At 53.4% G+C, this 19,771-nt stretch carries 19 protein-coding genes; 12 read left to right on the forward strand and 7 right to left on the reverse strand.

From position 1 onward, the window contains the following. Positions 1–68: 68 nt before the first annotated feature. Positions 69–1,454: a M24 family metallopeptidase gene (locus tag CTZ24_RS25900; protein WP_208727334.1), complete on the reverse strand. Its 1,386-nt coding sequence runs from the start codon at positions 1,452–1,454 to the stop codon at positions 69–71. Positions 1,455–1,479: 25 nt separating this feature from the next. Then, a complete protein-coding gene (locus CTZ24_RS25905; protein WP_208727335.1) occupies positions 1,480–2,421 on the reverse strand; it encodes a LacI family DNA-binding transcriptional regulator in 942 nt (313 codons plus the stop codon). Between the two features lie 334 nt (positions 2,422–2,755). Here CTZ24_RS25905 and CTZ24_RS25910 point away from each other — a divergent pair, with 334 nt between their 5' ends. From CTZ24_RS25910 to CTZ24_RS25925, 4 genes are read left to right on the forward strand one after another with little or no spacing between them, the layout of a single operon-like run. Next, positions 2,756–3,073, forward strand: a complete 318-nt coding sequence (locus tag CTZ24_RS25910; protein WP_021185547.1) for a PTS sugar transporter subunit IIB — start codon at positions 2,756–2,758, stop codon at positions 3,071–3,073. 10 nt (positions 3,074–3,083) lie between these two features. Further along, on the forward strand, positions 3,084–4,430 hold the full coding sequence (locus CTZ24_RS25915; RefSeq protein ID WP_021185546.1) for a PTS sugar transporter subunit IIC: 1,347 nt from the start codon (positions 3,084–3,086) through the stop codon (positions 4,428–4,430). Continuing rightward, positions 4,411–5,802: a glycoside hydrolase family 1 protein gene (locus CTZ24_RS25920; protein ID WP_208727336.1), complete on the forward strand. Its 1,392-nt coding sequence runs from the start codon at positions 4,411–4,413 to the stop codon at positions 5,800–5,802. The genes CTZ24_RS25915 and CTZ24_RS25920 overlap by 20 nt, the downstream gene beginning before the upstream one ends. Beyond that, positions 5,802–6,104 (forward strand): PTS lactose/cellobiose transporter subunit IIA, encoded by a 303-nt coding sequence (locus tag CTZ24_RS25925; protein ID WP_036627274.1) that lies wholly within the window; start codon positions 5,802–5,804, stop codon positions 6,102–6,104. The genes CTZ24_RS25920 and CTZ24_RS25925 overlap by 1 nt, the downstream gene beginning before the upstream one ends. Here CTZ24_RS25925 and CTZ24_RS25930 read toward each other — a convergent pair. Next, on the reverse strand, positions 6,101–6,922 hold the full coding sequence (locus CTZ24_RS25930; RefSeq protein WP_208727337.1) for a shikimate 5-dehydrogenase: 822 nt from the start codon (positions 6,920–6,922) through the stop codon (positions 6,101–6,103). The two genes, CTZ24_RS25925 and CTZ24_RS25930, sit on opposite strands and share 4 nt — an antisense overlap. 96 nt (positions 6,923–7,018) lie before the next feature. On the opposite strand from CTZ24_RS25930, the gene sgrR reads away from it, so the two are divergent. Beyond that, positions 7,019–8,719, forward strand: coding sequence for an HTH-type transcriptional regulator SgrR (sgrR, locus tag CTZ24_RS25935; protein ID WP_208727338.1), 1,701 nt, complete (start codon positions 7,019–7,021; stop codon positions 8,717–8,719). Between the two features lie 15 nt (positions 8,720–8,734). Here sgrR and CTZ24_RS25940 read toward each other — a convergent pair whose 3' ends face one another. Continuing rightward, positions 8,735–9,001, reverse strand: a complete 267-nt coding sequence (locus CTZ24_RS25940; RefSeq protein ID WP_036627261.1) for a DksA/TraR family C4-type zinc finger protein — start codon at positions 8,999–9,001, stop codon at positions 8,735–8,737. Positions 9,002–9,094: 93 nt separating this feature from the next. Here CTZ24_RS25940 and CTZ24_RS25945 point away from each other — a divergent pair, with 93 nt between their 5' ends. Continuing rightward, positions 9,095–9,430 (forward strand): hypothetical protein, encoded by a 336-nt coding sequence (locus tag CTZ24_RS25945; RefSeq protein ID WP_021185540.1) that lies wholly within the window; start codon positions 9,095–9,097, stop codon positions 9,428–9,430. Positions 9,431–9,445: 15 nt separating this feature from the next. Here the strand turns inward: CTZ24_RS25945 and CTZ24_RS25950 are convergent, their stop codons facing one another. Continuing rightward, a complete protein-coding gene (locus CTZ24_RS25950; RefSeq protein ID WP_208727339.1) occupies positions 9,446–10,609 on the reverse strand; it encodes an AAA family ATPase in 1,164 nt (387 codons plus the stop codon). Positions 10,610–10,866: 257 nt separating this feature from the next. Between CTZ24_RS25950 and CTZ24_RS25955 the strand changes: the two genes are divergently transcribed. The 6 genes from CTZ24_RS25955 to CTZ24_RS25980 all read left to right on the forward strand — a co-directional run bounded on the left by CTZ24_RS25955 (position 10,867) and on the right by CTZ24_RS25980 (position 18,207). After that, the gene (locus CTZ24_RS25955; RefSeq protein ID WP_208727340.1) at positions 10,867–11,847 is read left to right on the forward strand and encodes a LacI family DNA-binding transcriptional regulator; all 981 of its coding nucleotides are present in this window, start codon (positions 10,867–10,869) and stop codon (positions 11,845–11,847) included. 124 nt (positions 11,848–11,971) lie between these two features. After that, on the forward strand, positions 11,972–12,781 hold the full coding sequence (locus tag CTZ24_RS25960; protein ID WP_208727341.1) for an inositol monophosphatase family protein: 810 nt from the start codon (positions 11,972–11,974) through the stop codon (positions 12,779–12,781). 106 nt (positions 12,782–12,887) lie between these two features. Beyond that, a complete protein-coding gene (locus tag CTZ24_RS25965; protein ID WP_208727354.1) occupies positions 12,888–14,246 on the forward strand; it encodes an MFS transporter in 1,359 nt (452 codons plus the stop codon). 23 nt (positions 14,247–14,269) lie between these two features. Next, a complete protein-coding gene (locus CTZ24_RS25970) occupies positions 14,270–15,538 on the forward strand; it encodes a histidine-type phosphatase (RefSeq protein ID WP_208727342.1) in 1,269 nt (422 codons plus the stop codon). 286 nt (positions 15,539–15,824) lie between these two features. Further along, positions 15,825–16,961, forward strand: coding sequence for a metallo-dependent hydrolase (locus CTZ24_RS25975; protein ID WP_208727343.1), 1,137 nt, complete (start codon positions 15,825–15,827; stop codon positions 16,959–16,961). 10 nt (positions 16,962–16,971) lie between these two features. Continuing rightward, positions 16,972–18,207, forward strand: coding sequence for an MFS transporter (locus CTZ24_RS25980; RefSeq protein WP_208727344.1), 1,236 nt, complete (start codon positions 16,972–16,974; stop codon positions 18,205–18,207). A gap of 44 nt (positions 18,208–18,251) precedes the next feature. On the opposite strand, the gene CTZ24_RS25985 is transcribed toward CTZ24_RS25980, so the two are convergent. After that, a complete protein-coding gene (locus tag CTZ24_RS25985) occupies positions 18,252–18,899 on the reverse strand; it encodes a PAS domain-containing protein (RefSeq protein WP_036627251.1) in 648 nt (215 codons plus the stop codon). A 6-nt stretch (positions 18,900–18,905) separates the two neighbouring features. After that, complete coding sequence (locus CTZ24_RS25990; protein ID WP_208727345.1) at positions 18,906–19,589, reverse strand: helix-turn-helix transcriptional regulator; 684 nt, start codon at positions 19,587–19,589, stop codon at positions 18,906–18,908. Positions 19,590–19,771 lie beyond the last annotated feature (182 nt).

Here is a 19,771-nt window from a genome sequence, read left to right on the forward strand (position 1 = left end):
GGCAGCGCACGTCTGCGGCTAAAAACGCCTACCACAGACGGTGTGGGTAATAGGAAAATCGTTCGGATTCAGGTTGCCGCCTTCACCAGCGCCTGAGTCTTATCCAGCAGCCAGGGGCGCAAATAACCTACCGTATTCGACAGCAACAACACATCCTGATGCAGCCGGATATGCAGCACCTGTTCGACATAGCGCCGCCGTGCCTGCATCCGCTGCCAGACTTGCGGGTAGCTCGCCGCAATCTCTTGTTGCAGCTGTGCATCTGCCAGCGCCACCGTATCTTCGATGCTGCATCCTGCGTAACCCGGCACTGAAGGGATGATATCGATCTGCAATAACATGCCACTGCTTAACACCGCGCTGGACCCTGCACTGACGGGTGAGCACAGCCACTCTTCATCGGCCACCAGATGCCCAGGATTCAGATGCCAGTGCCAGCGCTCCTTCGGCAACACATTCTCTACCGTCTGATACAGTTCACCGCCGGTGATGCCGCATTTGAGACGCTCCAGCCAACTGACCACCGTGTGGTAGTAGGGCACCGCCACGCGTGTGAGGTAATCCGCCACTTGCGCAGGGAGATCGTCAGCGCAGGTCACCACATACGCGGCTCTGCTGCTCAGCCCGCCTTTGTAACCGACCGTCAGGGAAAAGCGGTCGCCCAGCGCGATCAATTTGTCGCGGGGATAAAGAGTGGCATGGCTGAAACGGTCACCGGTGGCGGCGATACTGATGACATTGTTCGGTTGTCCTGCGGCGGCCAGCCGTTGTCCAATGGCTTTTTCACTCAGGCCGATTTCCACCGCATCCAGCGCGTTGAGCAGGCTGCCCGATGCCAGATTGGCACCGTATTCATAGAAGGCGACTTCAGCCGCGCGGTTACGGATACGCACCCCGTCGTGCGGGGAGATAAACAACCCGGTCGCGTTGCTGATACGTTGTTTGCCACCGGAAGCCTGAAATACTGCATCGGCGACAAATGCCGGGACATCAAACAGCGCGAGATCGGCGAACAATTTCCAGCCGACGATCCCGGTGCGGCTCATGGTGCCGATACCACAGCTTGCCAGCAGCTTGTGTAGCGGTTGGTCGCCATCCATCGGTTGATTTGGCAGGGAGAAAATCGGGGCGTGCAGGCAGGTGCCGGGGTTGCGGGCAAACGGCACCAGCTTGAGGTTCTCATTGCCCATGATGTAGCTGAGAGAGCCGCCCGCACTGACCACCAGCAGGGCTTCCTCAAAACGTGGGATAAAACCGGCGAGATACTCAAAGTTTCCGCCATGTTCTTTATCCGCGTAAATGACCAGGTAATCCAGTTGTTGTGCGTTCATGCGCTGAAGGAGTGCAGCGAGACGTTGCTGCATCACGGCATCCGGGATGATTACGGAGCGCGCATCCGTAAACGTCGGCGGTGCCGGTATGCGGGTGAGCCTGTATTCATACTGCTGCGTCATTATCCGTCTCCTCACTCCGGTGGTGTCAGCGCGGAATGATTAAGTTTCCGCGTAACGTACAGGAACCCAACATATCTTGCGTCTTTCTCGTCAGCCAACCAACAATTCTGGCTGCCATCGCATCCAGTGAATACTCAATGGCCGGAATGGTGGGAATGCCCGGTAAATGGACTGAACCGGCCAGGCTGAACACCATAATGTCGCCCGGCACCGATTTATTAAAGGCCTGTAGCTGGGTAATAACCTGTTGTGCTTCCTGGTCGTTGGCCGTCAACAACGCAGTAAAATTCAGGGTACTGGCATTGTTGAGCAGCACCTGAAGCGCGACCGATGAAGAGGGCGTATCCATAAACACCAGATTACGATTATAGGGCAGGAGGTTATTTTCCAGTGCGAGCTTATAACCACTCAGTACCTGCTCGCCTGCGTTACCGGCCTCGGGATAGATCAAAGCAATCTGGCGCTTACCCTGGCTGATCAGATAGTTACAGGCGGTCTCAGCGGCAAAACCGTGGTCAAACTGGATGCTGTTGGGCCAGTCAGTTTCGGCACAATCGACCAGAATCACATTGTCATCCTGGATATCGAGCGGGAAGCGCGCGCCAATGATCAGCACGTCATCGCACAGGCCACAGCTCAGTTCATCGAGCGCATGTAACACATCGGCTTTGTTGTTGGCGAAGCGTAACAGGAGATGTTTCTGGTGCTGGCTGAGTTGTTTTTCCAGCGCATACAGGTAGCCGGTAGTTTGGTTGATGTTTTCCTGGGCGCAGATGACGCCAATACAACCGGTAGACTGACTGAAGAGTGACTGAGCAATAACGTTAGGTCGATACTTGAGTTCGTCAACCGCTTTGAGCACTGCCTGACGGCTGGCTTCCTTCACTCCGCGCGAACCACTCAACACCCGAGAAACTGTGGCTTTTGACACCCCAGCTAAGCGCGATACATCGTTGATCGTAGACATCTTTCTCCCCGGAAACCCTGAGCAAACTTTAGCCAGCAGAAGTATAACGACTTCCCTTATTCTTGGAAACCGGTTTTCCATTTTTGCGCAAAATCACCATCCCGTAGCGGCACGATTTATCGCGCGGTTTTTTAACTATGCCAAAATGACGCGCGATAAATCGCGCCGTTATGGGTTGAAATAATGATGTTTTGTGATGCGAATCTAATAAAAAAAGCGCCGATTCATCAGAAATTGATGCGGGTCACACTTCGTTCAACCTTTCATGGAAACCGGTTTCCGTATGATATCCAATCGTAACCACATTGAGGCATAGCTTTAAGGATGGATGACGATGATCAGGATTATGTTGTGTTGTTCGGCGGGGATGTCCACCAGCATGCTGGTACGCAAAATGAAAGAAGTGGCGCAGGAACGCGGTCTGGCCGTTGAAATTGATGCGTATGGCGTGACCGAATTTGACGAACAGTTTGCGCGTTATCAGGTGGTGCTGCTGGGACCTCAGGTGAAATACATGCTGAAAACGCTGGCCGACAAAGCGGCAAGCGCCGGGATCCCTGTCCAGCCAATCGAGATGATGGACTACGGTATGCAGCGCGGCGACAAAGTGCTGGATTTCGCGCTTTCGCTTATTGAGGCGGCTCACGAATAAAGGTGATGGTATGAGTTCGTTATATCAGTCGATGATTGGCGTTATCGAAAAAGCGATCACGCCGCTGGCCGGACGTCTCGGGCAACAGAAATACATCATAGCGATCCGCGACGGCTTTACTGCCGCGCTGCCGTTTATGATTATCGGTTCTTTCATGCTGGTATTTATCTTCCCGCCATTCTCGGCCACCACCACCAACGGCTTTGCCCGTGCCTGGCTGGATTTTTCCGCGACTTACCGTGAGCAACTGATGTTGCCGTTTTACCTCAGCATGGGGGTCATGACCTTTTTTATCTCGGTGGGGATTGGCGCAAGCCTCGGGCGGCAGTTCTCGCTCGATCCGGTCATGTCGGGGTTGCTGGCCTTTATGGCGTTTCTGCTGGTGGCCGCACCTTACTCCAACGGTACTATCTCCACAGCCTATTTATCCGGGCAGGGGATATTTACCGCGTTGATCACCGCGATTTATTCGACGCGGGTTTACGCCTGGCTGAAGCACAACAACATCACCATCCGCTTACCCAAAGAAGTCCCAACCGGTGTGGCTCGTTCTTTTGAAATCCTGATCCCGGTGGTGGTGATCATTGGCACGCTGCACCCGCTCAATCTGTTTATCCAGGCGCAGACCGGGATGATTATTCCCGAAGCGATTATGCATCTGCTTGAGCCGCTGGTGTCGGCGTCTGACTCGCTGCCAGCGATCTTGTTGTCGGTGCTGCTTTGTCAGTTGTTCTGGTTTGCCGGTATTCACGGAGCCTTGATCGTCACCGGGATTATGAACCCATTCTGGATGGCTAACCTCTCCGCTAACCAGGCGGCGCTGGCGGCGGGCACCGCGTTGCCGCACATCTACCTTCAGGGATTCTGGGATCATTACCTGTTGATCGGGGGTGTGGGTTCCACCTTACCGCTGGCTTTCCTGCTGTTGCGCAGCCGCACCACCCATCTGCGCACCATTGGCAAAATGGGTATCGTGCCGAGCTTCTTCAACATCAATGAACCGATAATGTTCGGCGCGCCGATCATTATGAATCCGATGATGTTTATCCCCTTTGTCTGCGTACCGATGGTTAATGCCATCCTCGCCTGGACCGCCACCAGGATGGGCTGGCTGGCCCAGGTGGTGTCGCTCACGCCCTGGACCACACCGGCACCAATTGGTGCATCCTGGGCTGCCAACTGGGCGATCAGTCCGGTGGTGATGTGCCTGATTTGCATGGTGATGTCAGCCCTGATGTACCTGCCTTTTCTGCGTGCGTATGAGCGTTCCCTGATGAAATCTGAAGAACAAAAAGCCCAGGAACAGGCGGCGACAACTCAATCCGGAGAGAAACGTAATGAAGTATCAGTTTCCTGAGAATTTTTGGTGGGGCAGTGCCAGTTCGGCCCTGCAAACAGAAGGTGCCAGCGATAGCGGCGGAAAAAGCGCCACTACCTGGGACCACTGGTTTGCACAACAACCGTGGCGTTTTCATCAGCAGGTCGGGCCACAGCACACTTCGACCTTTTACCAGCACTGGCAGCAGGATATTGCCTTACTTAAGCAACTTAATCACAACAGTTTTCGTACCTCCATCAGTTGGTCGCGGCTGATACCGGATGGCACGGGTGAGGTAAATGCGGAAGCGGTGGCGTTTTACAACTGCGTGATTGATGAGTTACTGGCGCAGGGCATCACGCCGTTCCTGACGTTGTTTCATTTCGATATGCCGCTGGCGATGCAGGAGAAAGGCGGTTGGGAGAGCCGTGACGTGGTGACAGCGTTTGGTCGCTATGCGCAGGTCTGTTTTGACCTGTTCGGCGATCGGGTGCTGCACTGGTTCACCTTTAACGAGCCGATCGTGCCGGTGGAAGGTGGCTATCTTTATGATTTCCACTATCCCAATGTGGTCGATTTTCGCCGGGCCGCTACGGTGGCGTATCACACCGTACTGGCCCACGCTGCGGCGGTGAGTGCGTATCGCGCCGGGGACTATCGCGGCGAGATCGGCGTGATTCTTAACCTGACACCGTCGTACCCCCGTTCTCAACACCCTGCCGACCTTACCGCCGCGCATCATGCGGATCTGCTGTTTAATCGCAGCTTTCTCGATCCGGTGCTGCTGGGGGAGTATCCGCCAGATCTGGTGGCGTTGCTGAAGCAGTACGATCAATTACCGGCGTGCCTGCCGGGGGACAGCGCCCTGATCGCGGCAGGAAAAATCGACCTGTTGGGTATCAATTACTATCAACCTCGGCGGGTTAAATGCCGCGAAAATGCGGTCAACCCGGCGGCCCCCTTTATGCCGGAGTGGTTCTTTGACCATTATGAAATGCCGGGACGCACCATGAATCCGTATCGTGGCTGGGAAATCTACCCGCCGGGCATCTATGACATTCTCACCAATCTGCGAGTGAATTACGGCAACCCACGCTGTTTTATTTCCGAGAATGGCATGGGGGTGGAAAACGAGCAGCGTTTTGCGCAAGACGGGCAGATTAACGACCAATACCGTATCGATTTTATCTCCGATCACCTGAAGTGGCTGCACAAAGGCATTGCCGAGGGCAGCCACTGCCTTGGTTACCACATGTGGACCTTTATTGATAACTGGTCCTGGTGTAACGGCTACAAAAACCGCTACGGTTTTGTACAGCTCGATCTCGCCAGCCAGACGCGCAGCGTGAAAAAAAGCGGTGAATGGTTTGCTGCCACGGCGGCAAATAACGGCTTTGACGGAGAGCAATGATGATCGATTTAGAAGAGGCGGTGATGGAGATTATCGTTAACGCCGGTCAGGCACGCAGCCTGTGCTTTGAGGCGTTGCAGGCTGCCAGGGCGGGAGATATTGCCCTGGCACAACAGCTGTTGCAGCAGTCCGATACCTTCACCCGCCAGGCACATAAAATGCAAACCCGCCTGATTGAGCAGGATGCGGGAGAAGGTCGCCAGCCCATGACCTTGATTATGGTCCATGCGCAGGACCATTTAATGACATCGTTGCTGGCGCGGGAGTTATCGGCGGAGATCGTCCATCTGTATCAGCGTTAAACCTGCCTTGCCCAGGCGGCGGCCTGACGGAAGTGTTCATCGGAAGGACGGACACCGGTATACAGGCTGAATTGCTCAACCGCCTGAATGGCAAAAACCTCCGCACCGCTGATCACCTTTTTGTTCTGCTCACGGGCAGAACGGATCAGCGGTGTGTGTTCCGGCAGCGCCACAACATCAAACACCACCTGAGCGGCCGTAATCGCCGTGGATGAGAACGCCAGCGTCTCCGCCTCCGGACCACCCGCCATTCCCAGTGGCGTGGCATTGATCAACACGTCAGCCGTCACTCCTTCCATCGTATGGCGGTGCTGATAGCCGTGCGCTGCCGCCAGGGCTTTGCCGCTCTCGTCATCTCTGGCGATGATGTAGCCGTGGTGAAATCCGTGATTTTTTAACGCACAGGCGACGGCGCTGGCCATGCCGCCGCTGCCTTGCAGGGCAAAGGTCAGTTGCGGCGCAACGTCGTATTTCTGTAGCAATTTTTCGATGGCGATATAGTCGGTGTTGTAGCCGGTCAGATAGCCGTCGTTATTGACGATGGTATTCACGGAGTGAATCACGGCGGCGGAGGGGGCCAGCTCGTCAATCAGCGGAATGCACGCCTGCTTAAACGGCATCGATACCCCACATCCCCGAATCCCCAACGCTCTGATACCCGAGATGGCCGCCGCCAGGTCCTGAGTGGTGAACGCTTTATATAAATAATCCAGTTCCAGCGCCTCGTAGAGGTAATTGTGGAAGCGGGTACCGAAGTTGGTTGGTCGCGCCGCCAGTGACATACATATGCGGGTGTCTTTGTTGATCATTCTGCTCATGGGGGTTCCCGTCGGTTTGATTGCCTGCGGGAAAATAGTGCGTTAAAAAGAGGAAATGAAAAATTGATGTCTTTTGCGCTATAGAGTTCATCTTTTATGAGTAGCCAACGTCTTGAGCAGCATTATCAAAAGTTGTTAACCCTGTTTCCGCAGCGCGAGGCACTTACCACGCTGCAAACCCTCGCTGATGCGCTGTTTTGCAGCAAACGACATATGCGCACCCTGATTATCCAGATGCAATCTGCCGGGTGGCTGGCCTGGCATGCCCGCCCCGGTCGCGGGCATCTGGCAAAACTGGAGCTACGCTATTCACAACAGCAACTGATGCTGGCAAAGGCTGAACGCCTGCTGGATCTGAACGATATGCGTGGTGTCCTGACATTATTGGGTGATGAGAAACACCATCTGGCCTCCCTGCTGCGCGGTCGCCTGGGCCACAGCGTGCAGGATGAACGCCAGTCGCTGCGTGTGCCTTATTATCGACCTTTGCAAAATCTCTATCCCGGAACGGCGTTGCGGCGTACGGAAATTCACCTGATCCGGCAGATATTTAGCGGGCTGACACGTATTGATGAGCACTCCGGGCAGGTTGAGCAGGATATCGCGCACCGTTGGCGCAGGCTTGATGCGCTGCACTGGCGATTCTACCTGCGTCCCGGAGTGCTGTTTCACGATGGCACGTCATTAACCAGCCACGATGTGGTGGCTTCTCTGACCCGCAGCACGCAATCCCCACTTTTTTCTCATCTTAAAAGCGTGCTGGCGCAGGGTGAGCTGAGCGTCATGATTGAACTGAGCCACCCGGATGAGTTGTTGCCACAATTGTTGGCGGATGCCGCCGCATTGATTCTGCCCGCCGACCATCACCAGCGGCCTGATTTTGCCTCGCACCCTGTCGGTTCCGGGCCTTATCAGGTCGCGGAAAATAACGAATGGCACCTGCGCCTGACCGCGTTTGATCGCTACTTTGGCTTTCGCAGCCTGTTGGACGAAATTGATATCATTACCTGCCTGGAACCCGTCCCTTCCGACCGACCTTCGGCGTTGCTGAGTTCCGGGATGAGCGATATCGAGTACGTCGCCGCGCTGGGTGCGCACTTTACCGCGTCAGCGGAAGAGCCGGTACTGGAGCGCGGCGGCTACTTTTTGCTGTGCGACAGCCGTTCGCCCCTGTGGCATAACCCTGCACACCGACGCTGGATTCGGGCGCAATTGGCACCGCAAGCCATCAGGCAACAGATGCCGGAAACGGTCCGGGCGCTGTGGCTACCCGCAGAGAGCTTGCTTTCCGACTGGTCGCATCAGATTGCAAAAGGAGGAATGCGCACTCCCGACCTTCAACGCCTGCGTCTGGCGTACCACCATCAACACTGGGAATTTCCCGTGTTAATTCGGGCATGTCAGCAGATTCTGGCAGCCAGTGGTGTTGACGTTGAGGCGATTGAAATGCCCTATGAAGCCTGGGCGGCAGGCGCCGGTGATGCGGATTTATGGTTAGGTACGGTGAATTTTACCTTGCCGGAGGCCTGGAATGTCGGTGCCTGGCTGACCGGTATGCCATTATTAAAAACCTCCATTTCTGGTGGCGATGAGCATTTATTTTCCCACTGGCAGCAGCAGTGGCGTGCGGGTGTACTCCCTGCCAGGCAACTGACGGAGATCATTATCAGGGAAGGGTGGTTGCAGCCATTGTTTCACCACTGGATGCGTTTGCAGGGGCCAGAGCAGGCACAGGGGATGCATTTTAATAATCTGGGCTGGTTCGACTTTACTTCAACCTGGATAGAACCGGAATAACGCTGCCCTGAGAGGCTATCTCAGTTGGCTGTCTTTACTGCCGCGACGGTTGTACCCGCTGTGGCTGGCCTCATGTTTGTCTCGCTCGCTCTGGCATTTGATACAGTAGCGAACCCCAGGTAATGCCAGCCGTCGAGCCTCGGGAATCGGCTCACCACATTCGTCGCAATAGTGGGCGCTTTCACCCTGGCCCAGATGACTCCGTGCCCGGGCAACGGCATCATCAACAGTGGCGTCAATCTGATCCTGAACGGCGCCATCACCAGACCAGCCGCTAGCCATATTCTCTCTCCTCAGTCTGAGTTAACCTTATAAGGTTAGAGTGAATCACCACTATTTGAGAAATCGAACGTTGCTCTTTTTAAGGTGATGCTGATGATCAAACCCAAAATCAGTAACAGGCTGGATGAAGATATTTGTGTGCATATCTTTATGGCGTCGGCGGCGATGGTCGGCGTTTGTATTACGGTTATCGGTATTTTTCAGGTTGTGACCACCCTGAGACGTGAAGATACGCTTGGCGATGATCTGCTCGCCATCAATGCCATTCTTTATCTGGCGACCACCATCATGTCTTACTGGGCGCTACGCACCCGCAACCAGCGGCGCAATCACCGGCTGGAAAAAATGGTCGATATTCTTTTCCTCGTCGCGCTGACCTTCACCACGGTAGTGGCTGGGGTGATCACCTGGGCAATGACGTTTACCTGACGTGACGGTGTGACATCACTCATCAGGCCAATGCCAGGCGGGTACGTCGAGAATATCCTGTCCTTTAATCTGCGTTTGCCCCAGCTCCTTTTCCAGCTCAATCAGGTGACATTCTGAGTCTTGCATCAGCGCATTAACCAGACGGCTGGCGTGAGAGATTACCCAAATTTGCGTATGTTGCGAGGCCTGAAAAATTAAGCGCGCCAGTGCAGGCAGCAGATCCGGATGCAGGCTGGTTTCAGGTTCGTTCAGCACCATCAATTCGGGTGGGCGTGGCGTCAGCAAGGCGGCAACCCAAAGAATAAACCGCAGCGTACCGTCGGAGAGTTCGGCGGCCGAAAGAGGACGTAGCAGACCATGTTGGTAGAAAGCGATCGCACCTCGTCCCTCGCCTGGCTGTATGACCTCCAGCCGACTGCCAGGAAAAGCATCGTTAATTGCACGGGCTAGCGCCTGGCGATCGCCGGTTTCAATAATGGTTTGAATTGCTGATGCCAGGTCTCTGCCGTCATGGTGCAGAACCGGGGTGCGCGTTAACAGTTGCACCTGGCGTGCAGGGGCGTCTTTATCGGTACGGAAATGATCGTAGAAACGCCAGTTGCGTATCATTTCACGCACCTGGAAAACCTCAGGCGCAGTGGTGGGATCGGCCAGTTGGTCGAACATGCTGCCGTAGACCGGTACTTTCTGTGTGGCGACCTGCCATTGTCTGTCTGCGCGGACTTTAAGCAGATTACCTTTTCGCTCGACTAATGAGGAAGCCGGGCGGTAGTACAGACCATTAAAAATAACCTCTCGCTTGATCTCCGGGTCATGAGCAAAGGCTGATGAACTCGGGGTCGGCAAGCCCAGGCTAATCGCATAACCATAATGGTCACTGGCAAAGCCCAGCTTAAGGCGCACCACATGATGGCGTGGCCCACCTTCGATTGGCACATCACCACGTTTCATACTGCGCGACAGCGTTTCCGGACCTGCCCAGTAGGTTGAGGTCAGCCCGCCTTCTTCTGCCAGCGCATTGATCACCCCCTCTTTGGCTGTCTCGGCAAGCAGGCGCAGCGCCTTGTAGAGGTTTGATTTACCGCTGCCATTCTCGCCGGTAATCACATTCAAGCGTTCCAGCGGCAAGGTCAGATCGCGGATGGATCGATAATTGGCGATGGAAAAGCAGGTTAACATAGGCTGGTCCCTCCCTTGATTGCCTCAGTAAACAACGTCCACTGCCGATTCACAACCTTAACGGCTGGCAACAGGGAAAAACACGAGATCTTTCCCATGCACTGGAAAATATAATTTATTGATAGTTATTAAATTAATTCGCATATTTCAATATGAAATTCCCGCATGGCGATAGATGCATGAGATTGCAACGCCTCACAGATTTGATAATGTGAATGTTTCTCCACAAAAATGGATGATCACAGTGAAGACTCAGCATGAGTGAGAAAAACAAAAACTGGGTGAAGGCCGAAGATGTGGCCCGTCTGGCGGGTGTTTCACGTTCTGCGGTGTCACGTACCTTTACTCCCGGGGCATCCGTTGCGGAAAAAACGCGCGCCAAAGTATTACAGGCCGCTGAACAATTGGGCTATCAGGTCAACATTATCGCTCGCACGATGAATACCGGGAGCAGCAATTTCATCGGTATTATTACCTCCGGTTTTGACAACCCTTTCCGCAGTAAGCTGCTTTCGCCGCTGGTGCATCAGTTGGCGTTGCAGGGGTTTATGCCGTTGCTGATGAACGCCGACGATCCCGAACAGCTTGCGCCTTCGCTGAAACAACTGCTGAGTTACCATGTGGCGGGGGTGATTATTACTTCAGGTGCGCCGCCACTCTCCCTGGCGGAGGAGTATCTGGCGCGCAAAATCCCGGTCACCCTGATTAACCGTGATGCCAATCTGCAAGGTTGCGATCGTGTTGCCAGCGATAATGCGCAGGGAATGCAGCTGATGGTGGATTACTGTCGGCAACGAGGCTGGCAGGAGGTGGGGTTTATTGGAGAAGATGTGTCGAATTTCAGTACGCGCGAGCGTTATCAGGCGCTGGTGTTAGCTGCCCCTCATTTTAACATCACCCCACAATTTATCGCGGGTGGTGGTTATGCGGCAGGGCGTGCCGCTGCCATCACCCTGAGTCGCTGCCATGTGCTGATTTGTGCCACAGATATGCTGGCGCTGGGCGCAATTGACGGTCTTCGTTCCCTTAATGATGGGACGGTACTCCCCGCTGTCATCGGGTTCGATGATATACCCCAGGCTGAATGGGATCCCTATCATCTTACGACAATTCAACAGGATACCGACGCACTGGCACACCATGCGGTCGATCTTCTTATCACGCGGATTGCACAGTTTGATCTCCCTTCACGGCAGCGTGCCGTACCAGTGAAATTAATTATCCGTAACAGCGCTTAATGGAAAATTAATTTTATGCGGCATCGGTCACAGTATAATCTGCCGACTGCCGCCACACTCTCTCTGCCCTTCGGGGCTAATTTTTTATCGCATAATGCACGCGTGTGCATTTTAGGGAGAGGTTATGTTAACCAGTGAAAATGATTCGCTTTTGGCGCGCTATCGCTTCGCCTGTAGTCTTGCTGAGTCAGGTGGAAAACTGGCGTATGAGTTCTATCAACAGCGTGACAGTCTGCAAACCCTGCACAAAGGGAGCGACTTGCAGGATGTGGTCAGCCGCGCCGATTGTGAGGTGGAGTCCTTCGTAAAATCGCGGATAGCGGAGGCATTTCCGAACGATGGTTTCCTCGGCGAAGAGAGCGGCACGGCCGATGAGGGGAAATCGGTGCTGTGGGTAGTGGACCCTATCGATGGCACCAGCTGTTTTCTCAACGGCCTGCATACCTGGTGTTTCTCGCTGGCCATCGTTATTGACGGCGAACCGGTGATCGGCGTGGTGTATGACCCCAATCACCACGAGCTGTTCCATGCCTGCAAAGGGCAGGGCGCGTGGCTGAACGATCAGCAAATCTCGCCGCATCCGGCGACCACCGTCGCGGGTGGGGTGATGGGTGTTGGCACGTCGCATCGCGTTTCTACCGAAGATTTCCTGCCGTTTCTTGACCAACTTCTGCAACATGGCGGCATGTTCGTGCGCAATGGCTCTGGCGCGTTAATGAGCGCCTGGGCTGCGGCGGGTCGTCTGATTGGTTATTACGAGCCGCATATGAACCCCTGGGATGGATTACCAGGGATCGTGTTGATGCGGGAGGCGGGAGGTATCACCAACGATTATCTTGCGGCGGAGGGGATCGCGCGCGGAAATGTTGTTCTTTTGGCAAGTGAAAAGATTTACCCACAATTAAAACAATGGGTTAAACAACCCTTACTTTAACCTGCACGGGTAGGGCATCTGATTATGTACTCTACACAACAGGGAACACGCTCTCAGGGATGAAACACATCAATCAGCACCGCCTCCGCCCAACGGAGATACGATGATGTCTGGATTACTCAGCTTTTTCCGGGCCAGCCCGGCGAAAGACGGCATAACTTTTAATGAAAACCGTTTTCGTGTGGTGCGCTGGCAGACCTTTCTGGCGATGACACTGGCTTACGTCACCTTTTATGTGTGCCGTCTTTCCTTTACCGTTGCCAAAAGTGCGCTGGTGGATTTAGGGATTTCACCGTCAGAATTGGGCATGATTGGTTCTGCACTCTTCTTTAGTTATGCCATCGGTAAGTTTGTGAACGGGTTTCTCGCGGATCATGCCAACGTGGTGCGCTTTATGAGCCTGGGATTATTGCTCAGTGCGGGCATGAACTTGATGATGGGCATGACCACCAATGCCATGATGCTGGCGATTTTCTGGGGCATCAATGGCTGGGCACAGTCAATGGGGGTCGGGCCATGTGCCGTGTCGCTGGCACGTTGGTACGGGACGAAGGAGCGCGGCACCTTCTATTCCATCTGGTCAACGGCGCACAATATCGGCGAAGCCATGACCTACATGGTGATTGCTGCGGTTATTGCCGGTTACGGCTGGCATATGGGGTATCTCTCCACCGCGGCGCTGGGTGCCGCCGGCGTGGTGATCATGCTGTTGTTTATGCGTGACTCGCCGCAGAGCAGTGGCTTTCCCTCAATCAATACCATCAGCGATGAACCGCTTGAAGAAGAAGAAGCCAGAAGTTCGGTGCTGCGTAATCAACTGATGGCGCTGCGCAACCCGGCGCTCTGGACGCTGGCGCTGGCTTCGGCATTTATGTATATCGATCGCTACGGTGTGAATTCCTGGGGCATCTTTTTCCTGCAACAAGGCAAGGGGTACACCACCGTCGAAGCCTCCGCCATTATTGGTGTAAATGCCATTGCCGGCATCGTTGGCACCATTCTCGCTGGCGTGTTATCAGACCGTTTCTTTGCCCGCAATCGCAGCATTATGGCGGGTTTTATTAGTCTGATTAACACCGCCGGATTTGCCTTGATGCTGTGGTCCCCACACAGCTACTACACCGATATTCTGTCGATGGTGATCTTCGGTGCCACCATTGGCGCGCTGACCTGTTTTCTGGGCGGTTTGCTCGCTGTGGATATCTCCTCGCGCAAAGCAGCAGGCGCTGCGCTGGGCACCATTGGTATTGTCAGCTACGCTGGCGCGGGTTTTGGTGAGTTCCTGACCGGCTTTATCATCGATAAAACCTCGGTGATGGAAAACGGCAAAAAACTTTACGATTTTCACACGTTGTCCCTGTTTTGGGTGGCAGCCGGTCTTGTTTCCGCGTTGTTGTGTTTTGTCACTGCTGTGATGGTGGCGAGACGCAACGCCAGCGAACACCGCACCCTGTTTTCATCTTAATTACCTCAATAAAGGAAGAGATTATGATGCCACGCAGACATCAGGCCGCTGCACGCCTGTTCATCGCCGGAGCACTGTGGTTATGCGCAACGCAAACCCACGCAGCAGCACATTATCAACTGGAGAAAGTGGTGGAACTCAGCCGCCACGGCATCCGGCCACCCACGCCGGATAACCGCAAGGACATCGAGGCCGCCACGCATCGTCACTGGACAACCTGGGTCACCCGTGACGGTGAACTGACCGGACATGGTTATGCGGCGGTGGTAAACAAAGGACGCTGGGAAGGTGAACACTATCGCCAGCTCGGTTTACTGACCGCCGGTTGCCCGCAGCCACAGGATATCTATGTCAGAGCCAGTCCGTTACAACGTACCCAGGCGACAGCCCTGGCGTTGGTTGATGGGGCATTTCCCGGTTGTGGTGTTGCCATTCACCGCGTGAAGGAGGAGAACGATCCGTTGTTCCAGACCGAAGCGTTTCCGGCGACGAACACCGAACCGGCAACACAGTTGGCAGCGGTACAGGCCAAAGCGGGGGATCTGGCGGCACGACAACAGGCATTGCAGCCTGCGGTGAGCGCACTGAAGACCGCGGTATGCGCTCCCGGAACGGACTGCTCTTTTTTTGATAAACCCTGGCAAATTAAACAAAGCAAAAGTGGCAAAACCTATGTTGAGGGTCTGAGCGTGCTGGCTAATATGGTGGAAACCTTGCGGCTTGGCTGGAATGAAAATTTGCCGCTCAGTCAGCTCGCCTGGGGAAAAATCACAACGGCTGCACAGATAACCGAGATCTTGCCCTTGCTGACCGCCAATTATGATCTCAGTAATGACGTGCTTTATACCGCGCAGAAACGGGGTTCCATATTGCTGAACGCCATGTTGCAGGGGGTGGATCATACCCCGGCGTCGATGCCGGATACGCGTTGGTTACTGCTGGTTGCGCATGATACCAATATCGCGATGGTGCGCACGCTGATGGGCTTCAGCTGGACGCTGCCGGGCTATACGCGTGGCAATATTCCGCCGGGAAGCAGTCTGGTCTTTGAGCGCTGGCGTGACACGCAAAGTGGTGAGCGGTTTATCCATGTCTTCTTTCAGGGACAAAGTCTGGACGACCTGCGTCATTTACAGTCAGTCGACCAGGCTCATCCGTTGCTGCGTGAAGAGTGGCGTCAGGCCGACTGCCGTATCACTGACGTCGGTACGTTGTGCCCGATGAAGTCGGCAATCAAGACATTGAGTAAACATCTCGACCCGAGCGCAATCACACCAGTGAGTTACCCGTAAATCCTTGATGAGTGGCAGCAGACTGAGAGGTCTGCTGCTATGTTAACGCAGCGATTTTGCTATTTCCGTGCGTCAATTTATGTAAATATGTTATTTTTTGTGTCAACACGGGGTTGCTCACAAAATAAAAAATAGTGTGAAGCAGTTAAAATCAAATTGGTTATTTTCACAGAGAATCAGCTCCTGATGGCGTTAAATCCGGGCAGATGAACGATGCTTAATTCAGTGTTTAACACCAGGCTTAGAGGGAATAAAAGGTGAATAACCACAAATAAGGTCTGCCCCTATGCCTGAAAAACATCTGTTAATTAAGAATGCCATTGTTATTGATCCCGCCAGAGGAACGGAATGCCGTCAGGATATCCATATCCTGAATGATGTCATTGCCCCGGAGGATACGCCTGTCAGCGGCACGACTGAGATTATCGACGCTGCCGGTTGCTATGCGTTTCCCGGGTTAATTGATTATCACGCCCATGTATTTTATGGCGGCACCCACAGTAGCGTACCTCCCGATCTTGCCACCCTGCCGTTTGGTGTCACTACCGTGGTTGATGCCGGTTCTGCCGGGAGCGCCAATGTCGAAAGCTTTCTGCGCGACCAGATCCCCCGTAGCCTGGTGCGTATTAAAGCTTATGTCGCAGCGTACCCGGCAGGCCAGCTCTGGCAAGAAGAGAATCACGATCCGGCGTATTTCGACCTCCCCCGATTACAGCAACTTTTCCGCCAGTATCCTGATGTTCTGCTCGGTCTGAAATTGAAAGAAGAACGCGGCATTGTCGGTGAACTGGGTTCCCGTCCGATGATACGTGCCGTTGAGATGGCTGAGACGCTAAATTGTCGTGTCGCCGTGCACATGACTGACCCGGTGCAAACCACCGAACAACTGCTGGAGATATTCCGTGCTGGGGATGTGTTCGCCCATTGCTACCACGGCAAAGGGGACACACTGCTTGATGAACAGGGGCGCGTTAAGCCTGCGGCGCGCCAGGCACGCCAGCGCGGGGTGATCTTTGATTGTGCTCATGGCCGCAATAACTTTTCCCAGCGGGTGGCTCAGCGTGCCGTGGAGGATGATTTTCTGCCGGATATCATCAGTAGCGATCTGTCATCAATGACGTTACACCGTGCACCGGTGTATGGCTTGCCTTGGGTGATGTCGAAGTTTCTTGCGCTGGGTTTGTCGCTGCACCAGGTGGTTGCCTGCTGTACCGCCCGGCCTGCGGCCTTACTGGGAATGCAACATCAGATAGGCACCCTGGCGCCGGGCAGTTATGCCGATGTGGCGCTTTTTCGGCTTGAAAATCGTTCGATTACCTTTACCGATGTCCATCAGCATACCCTGACAGGTAGCCAGTTGCTGATGCCTCAACTCACCCTGAAAGCAGGCGTTCCCTTGTGGCGCGCTGCTGACTTTTACTGAGGTCATCTCTATGCAATCTCCATGGTTACGTATTGGCGGTACGCTGATGTTGGGTATGTTTATCTCTTACATCGACCGCACTAATCTCTCCGTTACGCTGAAGGACGTGGCTCAGGATCTCGGTTTTAGCGGAGCTGGGTTTGCCACCACCTCAAGCCTGGTACTGACGGCTTTTCTCATCGGTTATATCGTTGCGAATATCTCCGGCGGTATCTTCACCACCCGATTTGACCCTAAAACCATTGCGATCGGTATGATGGCACTTTGGTCTTTGGCTACCCTCACCACCGGCCTGGTCAGCAGCGTGGCCTTTCTGGTCGCCTGTCGCTTCGTGCTGGGGGTGGCGGAAGGGATTTACTGGCCGCAGCAATCCCGCTTTGTGCGGCTGTGGTTCTCCCCGGCAGAACTGACCCGCGCCAACAGCCTTATCCATTATTACGGCCAGTTTTTAGCGCTCGGACTGGGATTTATCATCCTGACACCGCTACACAATATGATGGGCTGGCGTAATCTCTTTTTCCTCTGTGGCGGCATTGGATTACTTGTGATGGTGCCGCTCTATGCCCGCGTGCTGTTGAATACGCGTGATGCGCCGTTGCAGCAGGCGCAGGTGGCCCCGCGCAAAGTGCGTCTGACCCGTGAGGATTTTGGCGGCATGTCGTTTGTGTTGCTGATCATCACTTATCTTACGCAGGGAATGTTGTTCTGGGGGATTACGCTCTGGATTCCAATGGTGGTGACATCCCTCGGCTTCACCGGATGGAGCCAGGCATTTGCCAGCGCGCTGCCCTACCTGCTGGCCGTATTGCTGGCTATCCCTATGTCATGGCTGAGTGACAAAACCGGTAAGCGGATTTTAATCGCCGCATTGGGTCTGCTGATCCCTGGCGCGATGTTGCTGCTGTTGCCGTGGGTGGAGAGCGCCGTGGTGAAAATGACGTTGATCACCCTGGCAATGGGCTATTACGCCAGTAGTTTTACGCCGAATATCTGGTCGATCATCCAGTCAAGTGTGCGTCCTCATGCGGTGGGGGCTGCATCGGGCATCGTCAATGGCATTGGTGCCGGTGGTGGCGGGACGCTGGCGGGTTTCATGGTCGCGATTCTGTATGCGCGTACGGGAAGTTATATGTCAGGCTTCACCTTGCTGGGTGCTCTGGTCATCATTGGTGGAATTTCTTTACTGAGCTTTGGCTGGTGGCGGCAGCGGCACCCCGTGAGTCTGGCGCAGGTGGCGCCGTTTTAACGGTGACATGCTGGCGGGCTTAAGGTCCGCCAGTGCTTGTCCCATTATTGTTCAATGACCAGGTATCTCTTGTTTAAAAAGTAAGGTGGGACATAATTATCCCACCCCTTACAATAGCAATATTGCAGCAGACTCGAGGTATTCAGTGCTCCCGCCTTCTGACAACAACGTATTATCCTGTTCCTTAACGTGAATGCGCTAATACCGAGCATGTCTGACATGATGTTCTGTTTGACACTGCAAAATAATAGTAAAATCACTTCCCATTCCCGGTCGGTGAAAAAATCAGAAGGTTTAGTGAATACCAGTGATCTTCGACTGGAATGCGTGATGAACGTTGAAAAATAAACGTTAGCCAACTCAATGTAAGTACAGATGATGCCTACTGAGCCATCTTTGAACTGCCAGGGGCGTTTTTCAACCCTGAATGCTTTGCGTTCATCCTTTCCGCCATAACTCACGATTTTCACCACAACACTCATCCTGCCGGTGCGGGCGATTTTTTGATCATCGAGTATGATGCTGTGGTAAACGCTATCAATATCTTTAATCAGATCCCGGTCTGTACACCCGTTTATTTTATCAGAAGGGATGTTGAAGTAATTGCAGGCTCGGTCATTGGCATAAACGTATCGGGATGAGTGATCTTTTACCGCCCATCCCAGCAATGAATTTTTGAAGTAAAATTCCATTTTTTCTCAACCAGTTATGACGATGTGGCCTTTTTTGAGGAAAAACTGAGGAATATAGTTATCAAATCTACTGGTTCTGCAAAAATCAACTAATGCCGCCGATGAGTTTACACCGGTTTTTCTGAAGGAGCTTCTCAGCCTCCCGTTCACGGCATCTACAGAAATGCCAAGAACATTACTTATCTCCTTAAGGCTGAGATTACAAAGTAATAAATACATTACTTCCCATTCCTTTTCTGTAAAAATATCAGATGGAGTTTGAAAAGTGGCGTGTTGATTCAGCTTGCCATTTAATAATGATGTGGGTGTAAGGATATTAACGTGTCTTACGCTTATTATTGTCCCTATGCATGTGCCGCTTTCGTCATAAAGTGGTTCCTGAATATTATAAACCGGCTGCATTATCTTTTCACGACCCTGAATATGCGTCGTGATGGCTCTTAAAATAGTTCCTGTGCTTTCTACAAACCTTTCCTGCTGCTCAAATATATCGGCAAATTCAGCGACTGGTACCGGAACGTCGTGGATCTTACGGCCTTCGTAATCATAAGAGGTGGCGATAGTTTGCCAGATCTTGAATGCTTTATTTACATAGACAAATTTTGAGGTACGGTCTTTGATCGCCCAACCTACCACGGTGTCATTTTCAAACATCTGAATTAAATTATGGGGTATTGATAATGATTTCATCGATTTTGTCTCTCCGTTGACATAGAACTACATAAAAATAACCCTACATAAATCCAACCCTACATAAATCCAACCCTACCTGAAGTCAACCTTTCACATCTGTACCGAAACGGCATACTTTTAAGCTGAAAAAGCAGCATCAGGGAAATACTAGTAAAAAAACAAAAAAAAGGAAGTGAATT

Origin of the sequence: Pantoea phytobeneficialis, assembly GCF_009728735.1 — a bacterium.
GTDB lineage: Bacteria > Pseudomonadota > Gammaproteobacteria > Enterobacterales > Enterobacteriaceae > Pantoea > Pantoea phytobeneficialis.

Coding starts and splice junctions, on each gene's coding strand:
- CTZ24_RS25925 (WP_036627274.1), top strand. CDS start 5,802: ATGATCGATTTAGAAGAGGCGGTGATGGAGATTATCGTTAACGCCGGT.
- CTZ24_RS25920 (WP_208727336.1), top strand. CDS start 4,411: ATGAAGTATCAGTTTCCTGAGAATTTTTGGTGGGGCAGTGCCAGTTCG.
- sgrR (WP_208727338.1), top strand. CDS start 7,019: ATGAGTAGCCAACGTCTTGAGCAGCATTATCAAAAGTTGTTAACCCTG.
- CTZ24_RS25930 (WP_208727337.1), bottom strand. CDS start 6,922: ATGAGCAGAATGATCAACAAAGACACCCGCATATGTATGTCACTGGCG.
- CTZ24_RS25970 (WP_208727342.1), top strand. CDS start 14,270: ATGATGCCACGCAGACATCAGGCCGCTGCACGCCTGTTCATCGCCGGA.
- CTZ24_RS25975 (WP_208727343.1), top strand. CDS start 15,825: ATGCCTGAAAAACATCTGTTAATTAAGAATGCCATTGTTATTGATCCC.
- CTZ24_RS25985 (WP_036627251.1), bottom strand. CDS start 18,899: ATGGAATTTTACTTCAAAAATTCATTGCTGGGATGGGCGGTAAAAGAT.
- CTZ24_RS25990 (WP_208727345.1), bottom strand. CDS start 19,589: ATGAAATCATTATCAATACCCCATAATTTAATTCAGATGTTTGAAAAT.
- CTZ24_RS25905 (WP_208727335.1), bottom strand. CDS start 2,421: ATGTCTACGATCAACGATGTATCGCGCTTAGCTGGGGTGTCAAAAGCC.
- CTZ24_RS25960 (WP_208727341.1), top strand. CDS start 11,972: ATGTTAACCAGTGAAAATGATTCGCTTTTGGCGCGCTATCGCTTCGCC.
- CTZ24_RS25945 (WP_021185540.1), top strand. CDS start 9,095: ATGATCAAACCCAAAATCAGTAACAGGCTGGATGAAGATATTTGTGTG.
- CTZ24_RS25940 (WP_036627261.1), bottom strand. CDS start 9,001: ATGGCTAGCGGCTGGTCTGGTGATGGCGCCGTTCAGGATCAGATTGAC.
- CTZ24_RS25980 (WP_208727344.1), top strand. CDS start 16,972: ATGCAATCTCCATGGTTACGTATTGGCGGTACGCTGATGTTGGGTATG.
- CTZ24_RS25910 (WP_021185547.1), top strand. CDS start 2,756: ATGATCAGGATTATGTTGTGTTGTTCGGCGGGGATGTCCACCAGCATG.
- CTZ24_RS25900 (WP_208727334.1), bottom strand. CDS start 1,454: ATGACGCAGCAGTATGAATACAGGCTCACCCGCATACCGGCACCGCCG.
- CTZ24_RS25915 (WP_021185546.1), top strand. CDS start 3,084: ATGAGTTCGTTATATCAGTCGATGATTGGCGTTATCGAAAAAGCGATC.
- CTZ24_RS25950 (WP_208727339.1), bottom strand. CDS start 10,609: ATGTTAACCTGCTTTTCCATCGCCAATTATCGATCCATCCGCGATCTG.
- CTZ24_RS25965 (WP_208727354.1), top strand. CDS start 12,888: ATGTCTGGATTACTCAGCTTTTTCCGGGCCAGCCCGGCGAAAGACGGC.
- CTZ24_RS25955 (WP_208727340.1), top strand. CDS start 10,867: ATGAGTGAGAAAAACAAAAACTGGGTGAAGGCCGAAGATGTGGCCCGT.